Origin of the sequence: Paenibacillus sp. PSB04 (assembly GCF_025809195.1) — a bacterium.
GTDB classification, from domain to species: Bacteria; Bacillota; Bacilli; order Paenibacillales; family Paenibacillaceae; genus Paenibacillus_AQ; species Paenibacillus_AQ favisporus.
This window is the reverse complement of record NZ_CP081301.1, coordinates 1,698,924-1,721,665: the sequence shown is the minus strand read 5'-3', so window position 1 is coordinate 1,721,665 and position 22,742 is coordinate 1,698,924. Positions and strand designations below refer to the sequence as shown.

The 22,742-nt window shown below is 54.6% G+C and carries 15 protein-coding genes; 8 read left to right on the top strand and 7 right to left on the bottom strand.

Annotated features, from left to right (window positions below; translation table 11 throughout):
* Positions 1 to 73: 73 nt before the first annotated feature.
* The 4 genes from K2F33_RS08255 to K2F33_RS08240 form a co-directional block, all read right to left on the bottom strand.
* Positions 74 to 487 (bottom strand): YugN-like family protein, encoded by a 414-nt coding sequence (locus K2F33_RS08255; RefSeq protein ID WP_076173024.1) that lies wholly within the window; start codon positions 485 to 487, stop codon positions 74 to 76.
* A 91-nt stretch (positions 488 to 578) separates the two neighbouring features.
* Complete coding sequence (locus K2F33_RS08250; RefSeq protein WP_263881405.1) at positions 579 to 1,544, bottom strand: LacI family DNA-binding transcriptional regulator; 966 nt, start codon at positions 1,542 to 1,544, stop codon at positions 579 to 581.
* Positions 1,545 to 1,845: 301 nt separating this feature from the next.
* Complete coding sequence (locus K2F33_RS08245; protein ID WP_263882313.1) at positions 1,846 to 4,452, bottom strand: xyloglucanase; 2,607 nt, start codon at positions 4,450 to 4,452, stop codon at positions 1,846 to 1,848.
* A 285-nt stretch (positions 4,453 to 4,737) separates the two neighbouring features.
* Positions 4,738 to 8,334, bottom strand: a complete 3,597-nt coding sequence (locus K2F33_RS08240; RefSeq protein WP_263882312.1) for a copper amine oxidase N-terminal domain-containing protein — start codon at positions 8,332 to 8,334, stop codon at positions 4,738 to 4,740.
* Between the two features lie 260 nt (positions 8,335 to 8,594).
* Here K2F33_RS08240 and K2F33_RS08235 point away from each other — a divergent pair, with 260 nt between their 5' ends.
* The 4 genes from K2F33_RS08235 (at position 8,595) to K2F33_RS08220 (ending at position 13,248) form a co-directional block, all read left to right on the top strand.
* On the top strand, positions 8,595 to 9,290 hold the full coding sequence (locus tag K2F33_RS08235) for a response regulator transcription factor (protein ID WP_263881404.1): 696 nt from the start codon (positions 8,595 to 8,597) through the stop codon (positions 9,288 to 9,290).
* A gap of 2 nt (positions 9,291 to 9,292) precedes the next feature.
* Positions 9,293 to 10,297: a sensor histidine kinase gene (locus K2F33_RS08230; RefSeq protein WP_263882311.1), complete on the top strand. Its 1,005-nt coding sequence runs from the start codon at positions 9,293 to 9,295 to the stop codon at positions 10,295 to 10,297.
* Between the two features lie 268 nt (positions 10,298 to 10,565).
* The gene (locus K2F33_RS08225) at positions 10,566 to 11,339 is read left to right on the top strand and encodes an ABC transporter ATP-binding protein (RefSeq protein WP_076173030.1); all 774 of its coding nucleotides are present in this window, start codon (positions 10,566 to 10,568) and stop codon (positions 11,337 to 11,339) included.
* Positions 11,314 to 13,248, top strand: coding sequence for an ABC transporter permease (locus K2F33_RS08220; RefSeq protein WP_076173031.1), 1,935 nt, complete (start codon positions 11,314 to 11,316; stop codon positions 13,246 to 13,248). The genes K2F33_RS08225 and K2F33_RS08220 overlap by 26 nt, the downstream gene beginning before the upstream one ends.
* An 87-nt stretch (positions 13,249 to 13,335) precedes the next feature.
* On the opposite strand, the gene K2F33_RS08215 is transcribed toward K2F33_RS08220, so the two are convergent.
* Positions 13,336 to 14,385, bottom strand: coding sequence for a CotH kinase family protein (locus tag K2F33_RS08215; protein WP_263881403.1), 1,050 nt, complete (start codon positions 14,383 to 14,385; stop codon positions 13,336 to 13,338).
* A gap of 324 nt (positions 14,386 to 14,709) precedes the next feature.
* On the opposite strand from K2F33_RS08215, the gene K2F33_RS08210 reads away from it, so the two are divergent.
* The 4 genes from K2F33_RS08210 to K2F33_RS08195 all read left to right on the top strand — a co-directional run bounded on the left by K2F33_RS08210 (position 14,710) and on the right by K2F33_RS08195 (position 20,733).
* A complete protein-coding gene (locus K2F33_RS08210; RefSeq protein WP_263881402.1) occupies positions 14,710 to 15,531 on the top strand; it encodes a hypothetical protein in 822 nt (273 codons plus the stop codon).
* Positions 15,532 to 15,736: 205 nt separating this feature from the next.
* Positions 15,737 to 17,080 (top strand): arsenic transporter, encoded by a 1,344-nt coding sequence (locus K2F33_RS08205; RefSeq protein ID WP_263881401.1) that lies wholly within the window; start codon positions 15,737 to 15,739, stop codon positions 17,078 to 17,080.
* 13 nt (positions 17,081 to 17,093) lie between these two features.
* Positions 17,094 to 17,756 (top strand): DUF2642 domain-containing protein, encoded by a 663-nt coding sequence (locus K2F33_RS08200; RefSeq protein WP_105445215.1) that lies wholly within the window; start codon positions 17,094 to 17,096, stop codon positions 17,754 to 17,756.
* Between the two features lie 337 nt (positions 17,757 to 18,093).
* Entirely contained in the window at positions 18,094 to 20,733 is a 2,640-nt protein-coding gene (locus tag K2F33_RS08195; RefSeq protein ID WP_263881400.1) for a winged helix-turn-helix domain-containing protein, read from the top strand.
* Here the strand turns inward: K2F33_RS08195 and K2F33_RS08190 are convergent.
* Both K2F33_RS08190 and K2F33_RS08185 read right to left on the bottom strand, forming a co-directional pair.
* Entirely contained in the window at positions 20,702 to 22,051 is a 1,350-nt protein-coding gene (locus tag K2F33_RS08190; RefSeq protein WP_318672282.1) for a sensor histidine kinase, read from the bottom strand. The genes K2F33_RS08195 and K2F33_RS08190 overlap by 32 nt on opposite strands.
* The gene (locus tag K2F33_RS08185) at positions 22,048 to 22,722 is read right to left on the bottom strand and encodes a response regulator transcription factor (protein ID WP_076173037.1); all 675 of its coding nucleotides are present in this window, start codon (positions 22,720 to 22,722) and stop codon (positions 22,048 to 22,050) included. The genes K2F33_RS08190 and K2F33_RS08185 overlap by 4 nt, the downstream gene beginning before the upstream one ends.
* Positions 22,723 to 22,742 lie beyond the last annotated feature (20 nt).

Below are 22,742 nucleotides of genomic sequence, written 5' to 3'. Positions count from 1 at the left end.
CTTTCCTGTACAAAACAAAAAGCAGCCCGGCCAAACGAATTTGACCAAGCTGCTCTAATTTACGGCGAAATCCTTAGGGTAAATACCCCAGCTCCACTTCCTGCAGAACGCTTCTTGCGCGCTGCACCCACTCGTCCTCCAGATGTGCGTCAGGATCGAGCGGTGCCTGAAACTGGTCGAATAAGGCGCCGAGCAGATGGGGCATGGCATGCTTGTCAGTTCCCGTGTTGTATACGTACTTGAATACGAAAGGTCGTCCCAGCTTAACGGTCGCCCGGCAGCCGCCGCATTCGCCGTCCAGGTTGCCTTTGGTTACATGAAAAGGGATCCGCAGCCACACCATTCTTTCCTGGTCAAGGCGCTTATCCAGATAGCCGTGCTTGTAATCCCAGTTGCCGGCCAGCGAAAAATCATGCTTGCATAGGTAGCTGTCAATATTGACGAATTCGTCTTCCACGTTTTCGAGTCTGGACTCCAAATTGATCATTCCTGCATCCTCCCTGTCGGTTTACCTTCAGGATGAGCAGGAATATCTTTCTTTATACTTCAGCGGCCGCCGCCCGGCGGGATTGGACTGATTAGACCGGCTTAACCGATTCCGCCTTGACCAAAGTCACATAAATCCGCTCATTTTCGACCGGCTTGCCTTCAATGATTTTGATCAGCTGCTCGGATGCGAGCGAACCCCATTTTTTCTTGGAATAATCGATCGTCGCAAGCCTTGGGCGGATGTACTCGGACAGCTCGATATTATCGAAACCGATGATGTGGATGTCCTTGCCCATCTCCAAATCCGTTTCGGATATATAATCATACATGCCGATCGCCATTTCGTCATTTAGGCAAAAGACCGCCACCGGACCCTCGAATTCCGCGGCAATCTGTTTGCCGGCGCGCTCGCCGCCCGTGCGGTTAAAGTCACCGGGAATTTCAATGCATTCCACGTCGCTGCTTCGTTCGACCGTTTGTCTGACCGCAGCCATACGCTGCTTCGAGTCGTAAGAGCCCTCGGGACCGGTAACCACGTAAATTTTCCGGTGTCCCAGGTCGATCAGATACTCCATCGCCAGGCTGGCCCCGGCTTTATTATCAAGAAGAACGTGATTGATATTCGGATGCTTAAGCTCGCGGTCCAGCACCACCAGCCGGTGCCCAAGCTCGGCAAAGTTCAGCAGTTGCTCGTCCGAGAACGTGTGGTCGAGGATCAGCGCCCCGTCAAACAGCTTCTCGGCCAGCAACCGGTGCGACTGGGGGCCGCTGCATACGACCAGATCGTATCCTTTTTGAATCAGCGTGCCCTTCATTCCCTGAAGCAGATCTCCGTAGAAACCGCCGCTAAAGTCCGGCAGAAAGGCCCCGATAATTTTCGACTCCTTTTTCTTCAAGCTTCGTGCCGCCGCATTGGGTACATAATTCAGTTCTTTGGCGATGGCCAAAATCCGGGCGCAGGTCTCATCCGTCACCTTCGGGCTTCCGTTCAGCGCGTAGGATACCGTTGATATGGATACGCCGGCTTTTTTGGCGATATCTTTAATGCTGGCCACGGCTTCTCACTCCAATCGTTAGGCTTATCATTTTATTTTATCATTCTGTTTGAATCGTTTCGACACCGGTGCCCCGTTCCCCTGCACAACAGCGCTTTCATACAGGGTGAAATTCATTTCTACCAAAGGCGCTGATCTGTTCTTGAAAAAGAAAAGGACCGCCCGGGCAGCGGATTTGCTGTCCCTGGTCGGCCCCACATTTATAGCGCTTCACAAAGGCAGGATGCCGATCGTTGGCAGTCCTCACCGCATGGACGGCAGCAGGTCCCTTTGAGATGGATCCCCGAGCGCCCTTTTCAAATTACTTCTTGGCGTTGTACTCGACCGTAACCTCAAGGCTTGCCTTGTTCCCTGCCAGGTCGGATGCTTCCAGCACAATCCGGTTTTTCCCGCTGGCCAAGGTCAGCTTATGATTGAACTTGCCGTTCACGACTTTTATGGTAAAAGGCTTTTCGCCATTTAAGGAAACGCTGATCGCGGAATCCTGCAGAGCCTCGTTAACGCGGCCGGAGAGCACATAGTTCCGGTTGTTTTGCGGTTTGCCTTTGTCGTCTACCGTGATGACCGGTGCCGCCGTATCCGGGCTGCCGGCGATATCGCCAAGAACAATGCCGAGGCCGTTGGTCGCCAAATATACGCGGCCGTAAACCCTTGGATCCCCGGTGATCGCCGCGTTGGCCGAACCGAACTGGTGTTGGTCGTCATTGATGCGTGTCCACGTCTTGCCTGCGTCATCGGAGCGGTAAATGCCGTCCACATTGTTGATAGTGGCATGGGCATACAGCGCCATGTATTTCTGGCCGGGAGCGGCTTTGCCGAAACCGATGGCCGCCGCTTCCTGGATCTGTCCCAGCTTCGTAAACGTCCGTCCCGAATCCGTGGAATGCCATAATCCAAAAAGGCTGTCCTGGTTCTTGTTATCCGCGGCAGCGGCCACCCAGATGTCTCCTTCCACGCCAGGTACGGCTTTGAAGTTGCTTGTCAGGTTGGTCGGCAGGCCCGAGGCTGCCTTGGTGAAGGAGGCGCCTCCGTCCTGGCTGACATAGAACGTGCCGTCTGCAATCGCGTAAAACTTATTCGGATTCACCCGGTCCGAGGCTACTCTCGCGCCGCTTGGAACCCCGGACGAGGCCGTCCATGTGGCGCCCAGGTCGCGCGAATAGCTCACCGGCTTCGGAGCGGCCGAGTTGGATGGGCTCCAGACGATGGAAGAGCCGTCTGCACCGACCGCGACATAGCCGCCCTGCGTAGCATCGTCGGATGCCGATGTCCAGGCGTTGGCCGCCGGCTTCCACGTCTTGCCGTTATCCGTCGACACGCCCATTCTCGGGTTCGCCCCGTCGCTGTTGCCGACGCGGACGACGATGTCCGGGTTCAGTTCGGCATAGTCGATGTCCGTGCTTGTCCCGATATACGGATTCGTAATCATGGACGGCGCCTTGGTCAAATCCTCGTGGCGGAAGCCGCCGATATCCCCCATGGCGCTCAGCAGATGGGCACCGCTCGGCGGGCTGATCAAGCCGAGAATCGCCGTCTCTTCGATCCCGTCGGCCATGACGGAGATATTGACGTTTTCTCCTCTGTCCAAGGCAGTCACGTTCTCCGACCCGTACAGCGTCGCACCTGTACCATACATGATCCGATCCGGATTAAACGGATCGATCTCCAGGTCGCCGATCATCCAGCCGAGCTTCGGATTCTGTTCAGGCAGATTCTTTTTTTCGCCCCAATCCAGCCACGGAGACAGGGAGTAGTCAATAGTATAATTGTTCGTCCTTACCGGGTCTTTGGCATAATCCAGCGTCCAGAACGGCTTCCACGTCTTGCCGCCGTCCGTACTCCGGTAGATGAATTCATCCGGCCACCATTTGTTCATCGTGGCGACCATGATCGTATCCGGGTGCTGCGCATCGACGGCAAGGCCGCCGTACGGACTATCCGTAGAACCCGCACCGGTCGGGCTGATATCGGTCCACTGTCCGGTTAACGTATCGTATTTCCACACCGAGCCTTCACCGCCGTTATACGGACCCACTTCCTTGGTGTAAGTCACGTAGAGGCTCCCGTTCTTCGAAAGCACGCCATGGTGCGGGAGGAATCCTTGGTCAGGCTGTCCCGGTACCGGCTCCCAGGTTTGACCGCCGTCGGTGCTCCGATAGATGCTGTGCTCGGTATCGGCGACTCCCACGTAAATGGTCTGGGTGGTTTTCCCTTGGCTCCCCGTCGACGGATCAAACGTTACCCACACGACGCCGACGAGATCATTGGTTGAGTCCTTCACGTTGCCGGCGGCGTTGAAGCTGTCGACTTTGCTCCAGGTGACTCCATAATCGGTGCTGCGCCACAACCCGTTACCGCTGCGGGTACCCATGTAAAGAATGCGGTTATTGTTCGGATCGATCGCCAACCGCTCGCCCATCGACCTTCCCGGCATATTGCCCCCGAGTTTAAAAGGAAGCTCCGTGCGCTGCCACGTCTCCCCTTTATCCGTAGAGCGCAGCAGCACGCCGTTCATGTCGGTCCAGTCGTTGGTGTAGGTTCCGGCCGCTACGTACAAACGGTTCGTTTCCACCGGATCCGTCGCCAGGGTGTCCACGCCAAGCATGTTCCATTCTTTTGCACTGACAAAATCCAGCAGCTGCTTCCAGGTCTTCGTGGCCGGGTCCCAGCGGTAGGCCCCTCCGATATCCGTCCGTGCGTAGATCAGATCCTTTTCGCTCGGGTTGTAGACAATCCCCGGAACAAAACCTCCGCCGACAACCTTGACCCGGTCCCAGCTGTACGTTTGGACAGGTGCCTTGGGTCCTTTACCATGGTTCTCCTTGTCAGCGGACACCGGGCCCACCGCACCGGCCAGCGGCAGCGCGATGGAAGCGGCGAGAACCAAGCTTAACGTCTTCTTGAACATCATTGCCCTCCTCAATCATAAAATGGTCTGGTTTTTCGAAAGCGTTTTCGACAAAATCGATGATGACTGACATGAGGATTGCTGCAGCCGCAGCACTTTATGTAAGCGGTTACCAAGGATGAGTAAATTTATTGTACGGGCAAAGAATCCCGTAAGAATACCCTAATAATTGGATGATTTTTCATGTGCAAATTAGACATACACAAAAAAACAGCCCCTGGAATCAATCATCCAGGAGCTGTGATTTGTGGGCCGATGATCGGCAAGTTAATGCCAATTCCGTTATCAGCCCTTTGTTTTGCTGGAGACGGTTGCCTTAGCTTCCGCCTTCTTCAGCAGTTTATAGTCGCCGGATTTGTCCGGCGTTCCCTGCGGCGAGTCCTTTAACACTTGATAAATGCTGCCTTGATCGCTCACCAGCTGGTTTTTGGTGTAACCCTTCGTGTCCTTCTCATCAAAAGCCGTTACGAACATAAAACCCGTTTCGGAAGAAAGCACGCTTTTGGAAGCCTGGTCCCCTTTCAACACGGACAGGACGTATACCAGGTAGCTGGCATTCTTATCCAGCTCCTGACCGTAAATATCTTTGTCGCCCGCCTGGAAAGCCGTCTCGTAAGAACCCTTGTTGGCCTTATCGACTTTCTTGAAGCTGTCCGGTACCTCCTTGGCGGATTTCGCCGTCATGAACGTAGTCGATCCAACCGGCACGGCGAACACCTTGTAATAATCGATGGTGCTTTCATCCGCTGCCTTCGCAAAGGTAACTTTCACCTCTTCATCTTTTATTTCCGAGGCTGTGACTCGGGTCACCAGGGTCGGGTTGGACTGCAGTTTGATTTCATTGGAAGGTTTCGACAGGACGCTTCCTTTACCGGACGTGGTCATCATAGACAAGACCAGCACCTTATAAGATTTTCCGTTCTCAATCAGTTTATCGTCGATGTCTCTGGCATCCGGACTGAGCGTTTGTTTAAAGTTCTCTCCCTTCCGTGCCTCCGTATAATTCCGGATCTCTGCTGCTGCTTCCGCCTTAAGTCCGTCTGCTTTATCGGCAGGCACGACCAAGACGCGGTATCCGTAAACATCGCTCTCATCCGCCGCTTTGGTAAAGGAAACCTCAAGGTCGCTGCCGTTGTTGTTGTCCCCTACGTCCGACACGCTGACATCCGTTACGGGACTTGCAGACTTCGTGGACAGTGTGATCGGCGCAGATGGTTCAGACAGCGCATTGGTACCGTTCGCTCCTACAGACAGAACGAACACCTTATAGCTGAGGTCATTTTTGATGACATTATTATCGACGGACCGGGCTCCAGTGTTCAGCTTAACACTCAAATTAGAGCCAGTCGTGCTAACGGGCGTGTAGAGCGAACTTGGCACTTTTTCAGCATCGGATAGATCAAAAAATTGTGCCTGAGATTCCTGTACAACGAGAATCCGGTAGCCTTTAACGTTGCTTTCGTCCTTGGCCCGGTTAAACGTAACCTGCAGATCACTCGCATCGCCGTTATCGCCGATATCCGCCGCCTTCACATTCGTTGCCGGGTCGACCTTCACGTTGCCCGACAGTGTGATGGATGGCGAATACGAGGAGAGAGCATTCGTTCCGGCGTAGCTGCCCGTTCCTACCGATAGAATAAATACCCGATAGGAGATGCCGTTCCGGATGGCGTCCCCATCCACATCCCGCGCTCCCGAAGCGAGGGCCTTGCTAATGTTGGCACCATTCGGCGTGACTGCTGTGTAGTTCGAGCTGCGCACCGCGTTGGCGTCATTCAGATCAAAACGTCCGGCATCTCCATTTTTCACGACGAGAATGCGGTACTGGCTGATATATCTTTCGTCGTCGGCACGCTTAAAGTTCACGAGAAGGTCCCGGCCGTCGCCGTAGTCTGAAACGTCAGATACGCTCACGTTGCTTGCCGGTCCTACGTAGCCGTTGGTGCCCAGCGTAATCGCCGGGGAATAGGAAGACAGCGCGTTGCTGCCGGAGTAGCCGCCGGAACCGATCGACAGAACGAACACCCGGTAGCTGGTGCCATTGCGGATATAGTCGCCGTCCACGTCCCTTGCTCCGGAAGACAGCACCTTCGTAATGTTATATCCGGTTTTGTCTACCGTCGTGTAATTCGAGCTGGACACCGAGTTCGCCCAGGACAGATTGAAGCTTCCTGCCTGGTTCGACTTCACGACCATGATCCGGTAGCCGGAAATACGGCTCTCGTCAGATGCCCGGTTAAAGGTAACCCGCAGATCGCGTCCATCGCCGTAATCGCTAATGTCGCTGACATTCACATTGCTTGCCGCATCGACATTACCGTTGCCGTAGAGCACGATGGAAGAAGACGCCGAGGACAGCGCATTGCTGCCGGAATAGCTTCCCGTTCCCACGGCCATGACGAACACGCGGTATACAACGCCGTTCGCGATCAGCGATCCGTCGACGTCACGCGCTCCAGAAGACAGCACCTGGCTGATGTTATAACCGGTTTTGCCCACCTGCGTGTAATAAGCGCTCGGAACATTGTTCGCTGCCGAGAGGCTAAAGCTGCCTGCCTTGCTGTCCTTCACGACAAAGATCCGGTAAGAACCGATACGGGACTCGTCGGATACCCTATTGAAGTTCACGCGCAGATCCCGGCCGTCGCCATAATTGCTGATGTCATCCACGCGGGTAATGACCGGTGCAGATACCGCATTGGCAGCCAGCGTAATGGACGATGAAGCGGCGGACAGCTGCGACGTGTAACTGCCGGTATTGCTGACGGACATCACAAACACCGTGTAAGGAACCCCGTTCCGGATCAGCTCGCCGGAGGTATCCCTTGCCGAAGAAGAAAGATTGCCGGACAAGGTCGTTCCAGCCTTGTTCACCACTGTGAAGTTTGAGGACGACACCTTGTTGGCAGCGGTCAGGTCAAAGCTGTTCTTATCCTTGGTTTTGACCACATAGATGCGGTAATTCGTAATATTGTTCTCGGTTTGGGCCTTGGTAAAGCTGACGGACAGGTCTCGGCCGTCCCCGTAGTCACTCGCATCGGATACTTTGAGGTTCGAAACCGCTCCAACGGATGGAAGGGTCGGGGCCTGAGACAGCGTGATTGTCTGGGATACGCCGGACAGGGCGCTGTTCCCGCGTTTGCCCACGGTCAGAACAAATGCCGCATACGACTGCCCCGACCGGAGCAAATCGCCGTTCACATCCCGGGTTTGGGACGACAGGGTAATCGACACGTCATCCCCGTCCGGGCGGATCGAGGTGTAGCTGCTGGTCGAAATCGCCTGAGCAAGATTGAAATTGTAAGCATTTCCCGATTTGACCATCAGTACCCGGTATTCGCTTACGCCAGACTCCGGCGAAACTTTCGGGAAGCTGACCTCCACATCGCGTCCGTCGCCGTTTTTGGAAATGGTCCGGGCCGAAACATAGGCCACGGCATTAACCGGTCCGCCGGATGTCGTGATCGTTACCGTCTTGTTAGAAGCATTCCAGTCTACCTTTTCACCCAGCGCCTCGCTGACGAACCGGACAGGCACCATCGTGCTTCCCTTGTAGATCTGGCCGGGTACATCAAGGGACAATGTCCGGTTGTTGACGATCGCAGACTTAGAGCCGATCTTCAGTACAATCGTCGTTTGATCCCGTTTCGCGGTGACGGTTTTCGTCTTCGCGTTCCAGTCGATCGTGGCGTCGAGCGCCTCAAAAATGGCTCGCATCGGGAGCATGGCCCTGCCTTTCACCATAATGGGAGCCTGAGGGGAGTACAGCTTCTGGCCGTCAATATAAATCGAGATTTGACTGGCTGCGGCCGCTGCCTGCCCCTGATTGGCGCCGAGGGCGACCGAGAAGATCATCACGGCGGCCATAAGCGTTAACCACATTTTTTTCACAAACGCGCCTCCTTTTGCTTTTCCTGATATAGAAATTATTGACTGTGTAATATCTGACGGAGGAAGACAGCAAAAAGTTATCTGCTCCGAAAAAATATTTTTTCAATGGGATCTCCGGACCCTTATTCGATGTCCCCCGTTTCCCGACCAGAACCTGTGCGCCCTGAATCCCGCAGCGGTTTACGTGTATAATGATACTGAGTTAACGATTATAGGAACACGAGTACTGCTTTCATAAGGAGAATTCGGATATGTATAAAATATTGATCGTCGAGGACGATCCCAAGATCGCCGGTCTGCTTCAGTCCCATATCCAAAAATACGGAGACGAGGCCATCGTCATTCACGATTTCGACCGTGTGCTGGATGAGTTTACGGCGGCCGCCCCCCATATCGTGCTGCTGGATGTCAACCTGCCGAGCTTCGACGGCTACTACTGGTGCCGGCAGATCCGTCAGATGTCGACCTGCCCGATCGTTTTTATTTCGGCCCGCAACGAAAAGATGGATCAGGTCATGGCCCTGGAGAACGGCGGCGACGATTATATCACCAAGCCGTTTCACTACGAAATTGTGATGGCCAAAATTCGCAGCCAGCTCCGGCGCGTCTATGGGGATTATGCCGCCGGCGGTGAGCGGACGGTCGAACAAGCCGGGCTTGTCCTGTATCCCGAACGGATGGAGCTGAAGCTGGGGGACAAGCGGATCTCCCTGACCCGGAAGGAAACGATTCTGATTGAAACCCTGCTGGAACGCAGTCCGCGGCTGGTCTCCCGGGAAACGATCCTCGAGAAGCTGTGGGACGACACGTTCGTGGACGACAACACCTTGAGCGTGAATATTACCCGTGTCCGCAAAAGGCTGGCGGAGCTGGGCATCGGGGAGGCGCTGGAAACGGTGCGCGGCTCGGGCTACCGTCTCAATATGGCATGGAAGGATGAGGCATGACGTTGAAGCTCTTCATTCGCGATCATATTCCGCTGCTGATCTTCACGATGCTGGAACTGCTGGCCGTTGTGGCTGTGTTCTGGTTTGACGGATACGACCATCCGCTCACGGCGCTCTATGGCATTTTTCTCGGCCTGTTTATTTTTGCCGGATATCTCATCTTTCGTTTCTTCAGCCAGCGGCTGCTGTACATGCGCTTATCCCGTCCATTCGAAGCCTTAAACGAGTCGATCGCCGCAGGCGGTACCGCACCAGTGTCCCAAGCCTTCAACCATCTGCTGGAGACGCAGTACCGGCATTACCAGAACCTGCTTCAGACCTGGGAACGCAAGCAGCAGGAACACCTGACCTTCATGAACCAGTGGGTGCATCAGATGAAGACGCCGGTATCCGTCATCGAAATGATTACGCAGGGTGAAGACGATGAGCGTCTGCTCAGCATATCGGAGGAAACCGACCGCATCCGGCGCGGCCTGGAGATGGTGCTGTACGTGTCCCGTCTCGAAACCTTCGAGCAGGACTTCAGCGTGGAGCCCGTAGGGCTCAGGCAGGCCGTAAACGAAACGGTGCATGAGCTCAAGCGGTATTTTATCCGCAATCATGTGTATCCGGAAGTTCAGGTAGACGACGGGGTTATGGTGCAAACCGATGCCAAATGGATGCGGTTCATGCTCGAGCAGCTGCTGTCCAACGCCATCAAATACGCCGCCGGCACCGGCAGCAAAATTACGGTTTCCGCCAGGACTGAAGACGACCGTTCGTTGACCCTGGAAATCCGGGACCGGGGCGTCGGCATTCCGAAGGCGGACCTCGGGCGGGTCTTCCGTCCCTTCTACACGGGCGAGAACGGCCGCAGGTTCAAGGAATCGACGGGTATGGGGCTGTATCTCGTAAAAGAGGTCGCGGACAAGCTGGGCCACGGCATTCGCATCGAATCGGCGCCCGGGGAAGGGACGGCGGTCCGCCTCCATTTTGAGCGCTCACAGGTACAGGTGCGGAATCGTTGATTTCGGCGCCTTTTTGCCGCACGTCCGGACAAGACAAGCCTGCAGGCGGTGACGCAAGCTTACATCCGTGTAAGATTGCTGAAAGGTCCATCCATAGGAGATTTGGGCTCCATCGCTTACACTGGACCTAGATGAATCCCGCAAAGCATCCCTTTACATCGATGCGCCATCACTGATCTTGTGGGGCCCTAAAATTGAACGGACCGCCGGCTCCGCCGCTCTCCCGCGCGCGGGCAGGTGTCCCGGTTGAAGAGAAGGAGTGCTTCGGATGACGGACATTTTATCCGCCAAAAATATAGGCAAAATTTATAAAGGCATGGTTTCCTACGAGGCTCTGTCCAATATCGATTTAACGATTCAGGAAGGCGAGTTTGTCGGCATTATGGGGCCGTCCGGGAGTGGAAAAACGACCCTGCTGAACATCGTGTCGACCATCGACCGCCCGACCTCGGGCGAAATCCGCATCGGCGGAGAGGATCCGTACCGCCTGTCCCAGGATCAGCTGGCACTGTTCCGCCGCCGGGAGCTGGGCTTCGTCTTTCAGTCGTTCAATCTGCTTCATACGCTGACGGTGAAGGAGAACATTATACTGCCGTTAACGCTGGATGGCGTCGGCGTGCAGGAAATGAACGAACGGGTCGCCGCTCTAGCTGAGAAACTTGGCATTACCCCGATCCTGGATAAGCGAACCTACGAGATATCCGGAGGGCAGGCGCAGCGAACCGCGATCGCGCGGGCGCTAATCCACCGGCCCAAGCTGCTGCTGGCCGACGAGCCGACAGGCAACTTGGACTCCAAGGCAGCGCGCGACGTGATGGAAATTCTCGAGAAGCGCAATCAGGAGGACGGGGCCACGATGCTGCTCGTCACCCACGATCCGGTGGCGGCGAGCTACTGTCACCGCGTCATTTTTATCAAAGACGGCCAGCTGTACAACGAAATCCATGACGGGGATAACCGCGCGGCGTTCTACCAAAAGATCATCAACGTGCTGTCGCTGCTGGGAGGGAACGGACATGAATTTTCGCCAGTTCGCCTTTAATAACGTCTTCCGGAACAAGCGGGCGTACGTCGCCCATTTTCTGAGCAGCGCCTTTTCGGTCATGATTTTCTTCATTTATGCCCTGCTGCTCTTTCATCCCGATCTGAAGGGAAACATCGTGTCCTCCAGCGGAACGCTGAGCATGCTCGGCACGATGGGGCTGCGGGTATCCCAATGTATCGTGTTCATTTTCTCGTTCTTTTTCCTGCTGTATTCAGCATCTTCGTTTATCAAGCTGCGTAAAAAGGAATTCGGCATTCTGCTTCTGCTCGGCATGTCACGCAAACAGCTGAACCGGATGCTTTTTATTGAAAATATCGCCATCGGTGTTGCAGCTATTATCGCCGGGATCATCGTCGGAGCCGTGTTCTCGAAGCTGATCCTGCTCATCTCCGCCTCGATGCTGGCGATCGTCGACGGGCTGCCCTTTTACCTGCCGGGAAAAGCGATCCTGCTGACGGCCGGGGCGTACCTGCTTCTGTTTCTGCTGGTCGCTTCCTTCACGTCAGTGATGACCCGGAAGGGCACGCTCATCGAGCTGATCAAAGCGGAGGATAAGCCCAAGCCTGAGCCGAAAGCATCGGTCCTGCTGTCCGTTCTGTCGGCGCTGCTGATCATACTCGGATACGCCTGCGTGTTCCTGTTCGTGCTGCGCCGGATGTTCTCATTCCTGCTGCTGCTCGGCGGCGTGGCGCTGGTCATCGTCGGCACGTACTTCCTGTTCACCCAGCTCAGCGTGTACGTGATGAGAGCGATGAAGAAGCGGCCCCGCATCTTCCTCAAGCGGACAAACCTGCTGACGATTTCCGAGCTGATTTACCGGTTGCGGGACAACGCCGTGATGTTCTTTATGGTTGCGGTCATTTCCGCTACCGCTTTTACCGGGATCGGAACCGCGCTGGCCATTGGCGACCCCGGGCTCGCTTCGATGAAGAACCCGTATGCGTTCACGTATGATTCATATAATGATTCGGACCATAAAAATTCGTTTGAGCAGAAGCATGTCCGCCTGATTGAAGATACGCTGCGGAGGGAGGGTTTTGACTACCGCAAAGTATCTTATATCCCGACTTATTCGGATAACGGGTTCATGCTGATCAAGCTGGACGATTACAACCGACTGGCGCAGGCCCTCGGTTACGAGCAGGAGACGCTTCGTGAAGGGGAAGCGTTCGCCACGCCCTCGACGGTCACGCAAACCAGCGAGTTCAAGCTGGACGGATTAACCCAGGACCGCCTGACCCTGACGAAGGAAGGCTCGGAAATGACCCTGCATCTGCTCAAAGCGCTGCCTCATATCGTCGTACCCAATACCACCAACGTGTATGTCGTGTCCGACGCAGACTATGCGAAGATGAACGCCGGCAATCTGCTCAAGATCGTCTCTGTGCAGTTTGTCGTTCCGGACTGGCACCACACGCTGCGCATCGCGCAGGAGCTCCGCGACACCATTAATAATGACGTCGATGAGTCGGGAAATATGAATTACAACTTCCAGGCGCTCGTCATTGACTGGGTCGAGTCCCGGCAGTTAAACGGCCTGCTGCTGATCGTCAGCGGGCTCGTCGGGATCGTGTTCTTCACCTTTGCTGCGAGCTTCATCTACTTCCGGCTCTATGCCGACCTGGCCCGGGACGAAGAGCAGTACCGGATGATCTCTAAGGTGGGATTAAGCCGGAGGGAATTGGGGCGAACCGTTTCGAGGCAGCTGCTGCTGATGTTCTTCCTGCCAATGCTGGTGGCGGTTATCCACAGCAGCGTCGCCTTTCTGGCCCTGCAGCAGCTGGTCGACTTCTCCGTCGCTTCGCATACGCTGGCCATCTTCGCCACGTTCCTGGCGATCCAGGTCGTTTATTATTGGATCACGCGCTGGCGCTATTTAAATCATTTACATCAGAAAATGATCTGAAGCGGGGTCAAATCCCTGGGAAGCAAGCCCTGGTACGTGTATGCGTGCCAGGGCTTGTGTTATGTAGCCGGGGGAGCCACGGCTCGCTCAAAGCTGCTCCATTTCATTCTTGATATCCCGGCGCCGGTCTTCAATATATTCCCTGATGACATCCGGTTCCGTATCAAATATACCGACATCCCACTTATATTTAGGGTCATCATAGATATCCTGAGCAATGGCACTGTGCATTTTCCTGACCACAGGCATCAGGCGGGATACGGTAAAGGTGGATTCCAGTGCCCGCTCAAGGATTCGCTTATACTTCTGTCTGTTCGCCTTGTAAGCCAGCACTTTTCCAGTCAGCACGTTGTATCCCTTAATCCTGACCAGGTCGGAGTTTACAGCTTTACCATAGCAGTTTCTGCCCCATGTGCCCTCATAATCCCAAGGGATCATTCCATACTTACTGCGTTTGCCGTATTCGAATATCGTATAGTTCTGGAGGAACCCGTCGTAATTTCCGGTCAGCACAGCCCCGCATAACCAGCGCAAGTAATTGTCCATATCCAGTCGCTGCCGAAGATAATCGCTTAGATCGGTCCCTTTTTTTCGGTTAATGCTGCGGATGAAGTCGCTGAGGCGGTTCCTGTCCGTTTCGCCGCCTTTAATGAAAGCGTATCCTGACAGCAATCTGCTCGACTTCGCATTTTTTTCCGGCATGGCAAAGTCAGCATTATCATTGACCGCATAGATGATGCTTCGTGCATGGAGCCCCCTTTTGCGGAAAAAAGCGGACTTCACCGCCTCGATTCTTAAATACACCCCTTCTTTCTTTCCATTCATATAAAGCACGCAGTGTTTCGTCGAGGGGCTGGGAACGCCAAGCACATTAAAATAATGAAATGAAAGGGCGTTTCTCATCAGGGACGGATCATCGTGCTCCGCGTTAAAGTGGTACGTCGCCTTGGCCGTCCGAATCTCATAGGATTTTTTCGGATATTCACGGGTATGGCCCCCGCGGTAACGAATGCGAATCGGAGTCCTCCGGCCATCCATACTCATCGTTCCACTGACAAACGAATCGGACCATATGTTGCTCTCCAGCTTTTTCATCGCCGAATCCTTTAACTCGATCCGGTATACAGGCAGACCCATGCCGTAACCGCCCTTCTAGATTGAATCGCCTGATCTACGGCCTGCCCGGCCCACTGGGGCTGAACACGGCGTGATCATTTGCCCTATTTAGGCTTTGTTCAACCTATGCGGCGCCGGCAGTTCACGTAAGGGCTGACGCCTTTCTAGTGTAAAAACTATTCGGCAGACATAGAAAGATAGACTCCGGTTTGATTTTGGATAATCTAGTATTTTCGGCTAGTCCCCTTTTTTGCAAGACACATATAAATAGATTACAGATAGACTCGAAGGACAAATAAAGCCCTTCATGAGACTATCCAAACTATCTTGGAAGGGGTAATTGGTATGTCGTTAGCAGGTCTTAACACAATGAACTCCATTGGGAGCGAGGTGAAAATCAATCGCGGCGGGCCGGACTCGATCGTAGGTGTTCTGGTGGGGATACAAAACGGTTACCTGGCCGTTGCGACGAAAGAAGGCATCGTCTATGTCAACAGCACCCATATCAAAAGCATCAGCAGCACAGGCAAATCCGGAGGGGCAAAAGCCATGACGGTGAACCCGATTATGGCAGGAAACTTCGCTGGATTGCTGCACGCGCTCCGCTACCAACGCGTACAGATCAACCGCGGCGGCCCTGAAAAAGTCGAAGGTGTGGTTGCGGATGTGAACCAATCCACATTGACGGTGGTAGCCAAAAAAGATGAAGTCATCAGTATTCCGATATTCCATGTAAAATCCGTTATGGTAATCGGCTCAAACACCAGTGGAGGAAACAAGAACAAGAGCGGCGGTAACAAAAATCAATCTAAAGGCAATCAGTCTGGAGGCAACCAAAGCAAAGGTAACCAAACCAAAGGTAACCAAACCAAAGGCAACCAAACCCGTGGTAACCAAACCAAAGGCAACCAAACCCGGGGCAATCAAACTAGAGGTAACAAAACCCGCGGCAACCAAACTCGTGGTAATCAAACCAGAGGCAACCAAACTCGTGGCAACCAAACTCGTGGCAATCAAACTCGTGGCCATCAAACCCGTGGCAACAAAACCCGCGGCAACCATACCAAAGGCAATCTGACAAGAGGGGCCATGGAATGGGCTAACAGATCCTGGAGAAAGACCAAAACGATTAAACGTACGGTACGCAAGCGCAAAATCGGTAAATAAGCCATGACTGCAATCAACCAAATAGACCCTTCGCGTTGAATCCAATCCACAAAGGGGGGAATAAACCATGTATGTATTTATTGCAGTTTTACTTGCCGGAATCCCGTTGTACTGGATGATTCGTCCAGGAAAAGCTACACGGACCGCAGATCCAGTCATTCAGCCAGTATCCAGTGTTCTCCCCCTGGGAGGTGAGTCAAAGTAAATGTCTGACTACCAAATGTGGCTAACAGTCGGCGTATTTGCCATCACCGTCATTTTCTTGATGTGGCGTCCCCGCGGAATCAACGAATCCTTTTCAACCACTGCCGGAGCATTTATTCTGCTCGCCGCCGGGGTCGTCCCTTTAACGGACCTGATCACCATCTTCAACATCGTTTCCGGAGCCGCTGTGACGATTCTGTCTACAATCGTGATGTCCCTGGTGCTGGACAGCGTCGGTGTTTTTCGCTGGGTTGCTCTTAACCTGATTGAACGGGTAAACGGTTCCGGCCGGAAACTGTTCTGGTACGTGATCCTGCTCTGCTTCCTAATGACGATTTTCTTTAATAACGATGGCAGTATCCTGATCACAACGCCCATCATTATTCAAATCTGCTCGATGCTGAAATTAAAGCCGCATCAAAAAATACCGTATCTCCTTTCCGGCGCACTCATCGCAACGGCATCCAGCGCACCGATCGGCGTGAGCAACCTCGCGAATCTCATCGCGCTTAATATCGTAGGCCTGGACCTGAACAGCTATACCCTAATTATGTTCGTCCCCTCCATGATCGGGATCGCAACGATCGCCATGCTGCTCTACCTTTATTTCCGCAAACAGATACCCGTTACCATCTCCCGTAACCCCGCCCGTGATTATTCATTAGTTAACATACACCCGCTTCAACAGCCAACCGAATCCAGAGCCCAAATCGACTGGTGGCTGTTTCGTGTCAGCATCTGCATCGTAGTCCTCTTCCGGGCAGGTTTCTTTCTAGCAGCAAGCTTGGGTATACCGCTCGAGTATGTCGCGATTACCGGGGCTGCCCTCATCGTCTTCGTCCGCTGGTATCGGACAAGAACAGGGATCAAAGACATCGTCACGAAGACGCCTTGGCATATCCTGCTGTTCGCCTTCAGCATCTATATTATCGTCAAAAGCCTGGATAACGCCGGGTTAACCGCTGCTTTAATCAACGGATTACAACCTTTTGCCGGCATGGGTGAAGCCAGTCTGATCGCCGCATTCGGACTTTTGCTGACCCTGTTGTCCAATATCGTGAATAACCTGCCGTCCGTCATGATCGGAACCTTAGCGGTGCTCGGCATGGGACTTGATCCGCAGCATGTCCATCTCGCTTATATGGCAACGATTATCGGAAGTGACATCGGTTCGCTGTTGACGCCCGTCGGAACCCTCGCTACCTTGATATGGATGTTCATGTTAAGAAGCAGCAAAATTCATATCACATGGAAGCAGTATATGCGCGTTACGTTCATTGTGATACCTGTCGGTCTAATCGTCAGCCTCGCCAGCCTTTATCTCTGGACTCAATATGTCATATGAAAGGAGGCAAGCTATGGAGTCCATCCGTTCTCTACTTGGAAAAACAATAGAATTAAAGATCTCGGGCTATAAAATCCCGATCATCGGTGAACTCATTGATGTCGGCAGCGATATTTTGGTCCTCTACTCGGAAAACAAATATATTTACACGCCGGTACACCATCTTCAGCACATGAAGGTCATGGAGGAGGCCGAGGATTCGTCTCAAGCCAACAAAGAGCCCGTTCTTGACCATGCCCATATTTCTTTTCGCAAGATGCTGATGAATGCAAGAGGCATATTTACGGAAATCCATCTTGGCGGTGCCAGCTCGATTCATGGGTATGTAACCAGCATTATGAATGATTATTTCCTTTTCTACTCCCCTGTTCACCATACCATCTATATCCCGCTGCACCATGTAAAATATTTGTCTCCGTACCCTCCGAATATGACCCCCTATGATTTGAGCGATTCGCATTTTCCCGTGCAGCCGGGAACACCGGCCCTATCGCGGAACTTGGAACAGCAGCTTGAAAAATTCCAGAATGGTCTGGTCGTGTTCGATTTGGGTGAATCTCCCCTCAAAGCCGGGCTCCTCAAAAAAGTAGACAGTCATATTATAGAGCTGATCGAGGCGGGAGGCCAAACCATCCTTCTTCACACGGATCATATCAAATCCATTCATCTTCCCTAACCAAAAACAGCCAATGCAGAGCATGCTCTGATTGGCTGTTTTTGCATAACGCCGGAATCCGGCAGGGGGACCGTTTCCGGTTTCCGGGGAGCTTCGCGGCAGAGTTGTGGGGGAGGGGGATCTAGGACCCAGGAGCAGGGACCTTGCGTGGGGAGAATGGCGTTGTTTGGTTAATTGGGGTGACCGGCTCATCGTCTCACGTTCCGATCTGCGCATATTTTAACCGAAGAACAGGCCTTTGGCGATTAACGAAAGTTAACGGATCGGCCGTTTTTTTATATAATGAGAGAAAAAGTACGGAAAAGGCATCCATTTTGTCGGAAATTTGGAGGATACAATGATCACGCGGACCGATGCAATCATCTTAAAAACAAAAATCACCCTGCCCTTTCCGAAGGATGGCTTGGTCGAGAGGGAACGCCTGCTTCAATCTCTGTCGGGTGGAGTTCATGGCAGACTCACCTTGATTTACGCCCCTGCCGGCTCAGGCAAAACCACCCTGTTGACGCAGTGGGCCCGAAGCGAAGGCGTCAACTGCGCCTGGCTGGCGCTGGACGGCCGTGACAACGATCCGGTCCGGTTCTGGCGCTATGCGGCGTTTGCATTGGCGGAAATCCTGCCGGCCCCGGCAGCCCTGCGAATGCTGGAACTGGCCGATGCCCTGCCTTCCCTGTCGGCAGACGCCTTCCTGGATGCGTTAATGAATGAACTTTATGGACTGTCCGAGCCTGTAAAGCTCATATTGGACGATTATCATTGGATAGAGGATGACCGCATCCATAACGGCTTGTCTTACCTGATCGACTATATGCCCCCCACCCTTCATGTGACGGTCGCGAGCCGCAAGGAAGTACCTTTTCCTGCATCAAAATGGCTCTCCAAGCGGGAATGCATCGTCGTTGACGCCGACAGGCTCCAGTTTACCCGGGACGAGTCCGAGCAGTTCTACCACAAGTCCGGCATCATGCGGCTGACCCCGCGGCAGATCGACCGGATTGCGGAACGGACCGAGGGATGGGCAGCCGGTCTGCAGCTGGCCTCGCTCTCTTTAAGAGCGGCGGAAGACGTAGACCGATGGATCGAAGGGTTCTATGGAGACCACCGGGATGTGGCCGATTACCTTTTTCAGGAGGTACTTGCGCAGCTTCCTGCCGACTTGAGATCGTTCGTGCTGACGACGGCCGTTCTCGACCGGATGGATGCAGGCATATGCAGCCTGCTCACGGGCGACCCTGCCAGCGGGGACAAGCTTGACGCGGCCCGCCGGTTCAATTTATTTCTCATCCCGCTGGACCTGAAGCATGAATGGTTCCGCTACCATCATTTATTCGCCGGATTTGTCCGGGAACACCTCAAGCGGCATCAGCCCGATGAGTGGTTGCGGCTGAACCGGCTGGCAAGCCGGGGCTTTGCGTCCCGCGGATTGCTGGACGAAGCCGTAGACCACGCCATGGCTGCCGGTGATTACGCCGAGGCGGGCCGCCTGCTCGAGCAGCATATTCCAGCCGTGCTGGAGCGCGGTGAAGTTTCCGTCCTGCTGCGCTGGTTCGAGGGCTTCCCGCCAGCCTATGAGCTGTCTATGGAGCTGTCACTCCTGTACGCGTTCGTATTGGTGCTCACCGGGCACTTCGGCCAGGCTGAAGCCAGACTCGGATCACTGGAGGCGTCGACCCGAACGCTGAAGGAATCGGAGCGGCTGAAGCAGCTGCAGAGCGGCATCCTGTTCGTCCGTTCCAATCTGATGTTCGCCAGCGGAGACTTCACGAATTGGTTTGCCTTCATCGGGACCATGCTGGACGATATCCTCCCGGCTGACCCGACTTATTATATGTTTAACTACAACAAAACGGAGCCTCTTGTGAGACGGACCGCTCTGGGGCTAAAAGGAGTTCTGTCGGCGGACACGGAAAAAATCGGCACGCTGTTTATGGGTGTGCTCGCCGCCCATGGCTGGCAGGGGGCGCTCATTCATCTCTATGTAAAGCAGTCGCTCGTTGAAGGATATTATGAATGGAACCGTCTCGGCGAGTGCCGCCAGATGCTCCAGGAGATGACAGTTTTGACCGAAAAATTAAACGTACCGGGACTGCTCGTTCCCATGCTGCTCATGAAGGCCCGTCTGCTCATTGCGGACGACCGGACCGCTCTGGCGCATGACGTCATCGACGAAGTGCTGGATGCCCCGCTCTCATCTTCTGCCGGCTGGGGTGCGCCTTGGGTCCATCTGCTGACGGCATTCAAAATCCGCATGCTTCTTGCGGACGGACAAATACCGGCCGCCAAGAAGCTGATGGCCCGGCTGGGGCTGTCCGCCAAGGACAAGCCGACTTTTCAGCGGGAGTATGAAATGATAACGCTTGTGCGCCTGCTTGGCAAGCAGCGGAAGGAGAACGAGGCGCTGCGGATTCTGGAGCACCTGCTGCCCCAATCGGAGCGCGAGCAGCTCGTTTCCGGCATCGTGGAGAACCATATCCTGCAGGCGCTGCTGAAGGAACAGCTGGGGCAAAAAACGGCCGCCCTCCGCCACCTCCATACGGCCCTGCTCCTGGGAGAACGCAGCGGGTATATCCGGAGTTTTGTGGATGAGGGCAAGCCGATGATGTCGCTGCTTGGCCGGTATGAGGCGGCCGTCATTCGCGGAGAGTCCGGTGGAAGCCATGAGGACGTTGGAGCCGGGCTCCCGGGGGAAGTATCCGGGGATTATGTCCGTACGCTTCTAAGGCTATTCCCCGTGGCCATGCTGGAGACGGCGGCTGCGGCTGCAGCTCCGGCGGCCTCGGCCGAGCCGCTGAGCCGCAGCGAATCCGAGCTGCTCCGGCTGATCGGCCAAGGGGCGAGCAATAAGGAGATGGCCGCCGAGCTGGCGTTGTCGGAAGGGACCATTAAGGTCTACTTATCCCGCCTGTATGAAAAGCTTGGCGTATCCTCGCGAACCCAGGCGCTCGTTACGGCCCGGCAGCTCGGTCTGCTGCCTTAGGCAGCCGGACCGTCATCTCCGTGCCTTCTCCCGGAGCGCTTTGGACCGAGACGCTGCCGCCGTGCATCTGCACGATTTTCTGAATAATCGATAGTCCCAGCCCGCTTCCCCCGCCGGAGCGGGTTCTTGATTTATCCGCTTTATAGAATCTTTCAAAAATATGCTCGAGGTCCTCGGCCGATATGCCAATGCCCGAGTCCCTGACGCGCACGACGGCTTCCTGCCCGCTTTCCTCGAGAAAAACCTGGACCGTTCCCCCCTCCGGCGTAAACTTAATCGCATTGTGGAGCAGATTCACCCAGACTTGGCTGAGCAAATCCCGATCCGCCTCGATCGTCACGGGTTCAAACTCTACGGACATATCGAGGTCCTTGCCCTGCCACTGGGGCTCGCAGGCGAGAACGAGCATCTGCAGCTGTTTGTCCAGCCGGACTGGCTCAGCGTGAAACGGATGCTTGTCGGAATCCAGCGACGCCAGGCGCAGCATGTTCTCCGACAGCCGGGAGAGCCGCACGCTCTCTTCCTCAATGATATTTAAGTAATGATCCCGCTGGCCGGGGCTCAGGTTCTCCTCGCGCAGGACGCGGGCAAAGCCGCTGATCGAAGTCAGCGGGGATTGAATCTCGTGGGACACGTTCGATATAAACTCCTGGCGCATATGCTCCAGGTTGTTCAGGTCGGCGGCCATGTTGTTGATCCCCTTCACAATCCCGCCCCAGTGGCCGTTTTCACCGAACACCGGAATTTCCACCTTGAAGTCGCCTTTGGAGATCCGCTTCAGCGCATCGATGACCAATTGGTAAAACTCCGACTGTCTCCGCTTCGCAAACCGCGAAATAATCGAGATGGAAACGCCGAAAATGACGAATCCCAGCACGGAATTCAGCAGCTGCCTCACGAGGGGGGAGATGTGCCAGCGAAGGCCGTGAGTTAAATAGAACGCAGCAGTCCAGCAAACGATGAGCGCTGACAGCACAAGAATCATGAAAAAGATGATCCGGACGCGCAGCCAAAAGTTCGGCGGCTCACCGTCCATGCCCCGAATCTCATCCTCTCTCCGCTTCGCAATTTCCTCCCGCTTTCTTCTCCGCTCCTCCTTCTTGAGCCGGCGGGCCTCCTGCCGGTCCTCCGGCTTCGTCCCCCTCGCGTGATTCATGCGCAGCCACGTTTCGTTCTGCTCCCGATCCAGACGGCGGCGCTGAATCCGTTCCCGCTGTGCGCTGTAACGATCCGGCCCGCTTCGCTCCAGGTTCCCGGAACGGGCATCGGTACCGTCAGCCTGGAACGCATCAACCGGCCCCTGCTCCCGCTCCTTCATGACAGCACCTCGAGCCGGTAGCCGAGGCCACGGATCGTGCGGATCTGAAAGCGGTCCTGCTGGTCGGCAAACCGTTCCCGCAGCCGCTTGATATGCACATCGACGGTCCGTTCGTCACCTTCATAGTCATAGCCCCAAATATGTTCAATGATTTGATCCCGGGAAAACGTCTTGCCCGGGTAGCTGCCGAGCAAAAACAGCAGCTCAAATTCCTTCAGCGGGAGCGTCAGCGCAGCCGATCCTGCGTAGCATTCGTACGTTTTGCGGTTCAGACGCACGTCGCCAAACTGAATTTCCTGCGAGGCCGATATTTTATAACGTTTAAGCAGCGCCTTCACCCGGACGGTCAGCTCGAGCGGGTCAAACGGTTTGACGAGATAGTCGTCGGTCCCGAGCTCAAACCCTTTGACCTTTTGCGAAGTCTCACCTTTGGCCGTCAGCATCAGCAGCGGAATGTCATAGGCCGCATCCAGCTCACGGCACAGCTCCCAGCCGTCCATGCCCGGCATCATAATATCGAGGATGACCAGATCGGCCTTGAACGACTCCATTGCCTCCAAGGCTTCATTTCCGTTCGCCGCCTCCGCTATCGTATAGCCCTCATTTTTCAGCAGATGGCTGACGAGCTCCCGGATATGAGGATCGTCGTCGACAACCAGTATATGAGCCAAGTCGCCCCACTCCTTTCTAT

Excerpts from the sequence above, each read along its gene's own strand:
- K2F33_RS08245 (WP_263882313.1), bottom strand. The coding sequence starts at position 4,452 with ATGTTCAAGAAGACGTTAAGCTTGGTTCTCGCCGCTTCCATCGCGCTG.
- K2F33_RS08235 (WP_263881404.1), top strand. The coding sequence starts at position 8,595 with ATGTATAAAATATTGATCGTCGAGGACGATCCCAAGATCGCCGGTCTG.
- K2F33_RS08200 (WP_105445215.1), top strand. The coding sequence starts at position 17,094 with ATGGAGTCCATCCGTTCTCTACTTGGAAAAACAATAGAATTAAAGATC.
- K2F33_RS08255 (WP_076173024.1), bottom strand. The coding sequence starts at position 487 with ATGATCAATTTGGAGTCCAGACTCGAAAACGTGGAAGACGAATTCGTC.
- K2F33_RS08240 (WP_263882312.1), bottom strand. The coding sequence starts at position 8,334 with ATGTGGTTAACGCTTATGGCCGCCGTGATGATCTTCTCGGTCGCCCTC.
- K2F33_RS08220 (WP_076173031.1), top strand. The coding sequence starts at position 11,314 with ATGAATTTTCGCCAGTTCGCCTTTAATAACGTCTTCCGGAACAAGCGG.
- K2F33_RS08205 (WP_263881401.1), top strand. The coding sequence starts at position 15,737 with ATGTCTGACTACCAAATGTGGCTAACAGTCGGCGTATTTGCCATCACC.
- K2F33_RS08225 (WP_076173030.1), top strand. The coding sequence starts at position 10,566 with ATGACGGACATTTTATCCGCCAAAAATATAGGCAAAATTTATAAAGGC.
- K2F33_RS08195 (WP_263881400.1), top strand. The coding sequence starts at position 18,094 with ATGATCACGCGGACCGATGCAATCATCTTAAAAACAAAAATCACCCTG.
- K2F33_RS08215 (WP_263881403.1), bottom strand. The coding sequence starts at position 14,385 with ATGGGTCTGCCTGTATACCGGATCGAGTTAAAGGATTCGGCGATGAAA.
- K2F33_RS08210 (WP_263881402.1), top strand. The coding sequence starts at position 14,710 with ATGTCGTTAGCAGGTCTTAACACAATGAACTCCATTGGGAGCGAGGTG.
- K2F33_RS08190 (WP_318672282.1), bottom strand. The coding sequence starts at position 22,051 with ATGAAGGAGCGGGAGCAGGGGCCGGTTGATGCGTTCCAGGCTGACGGT.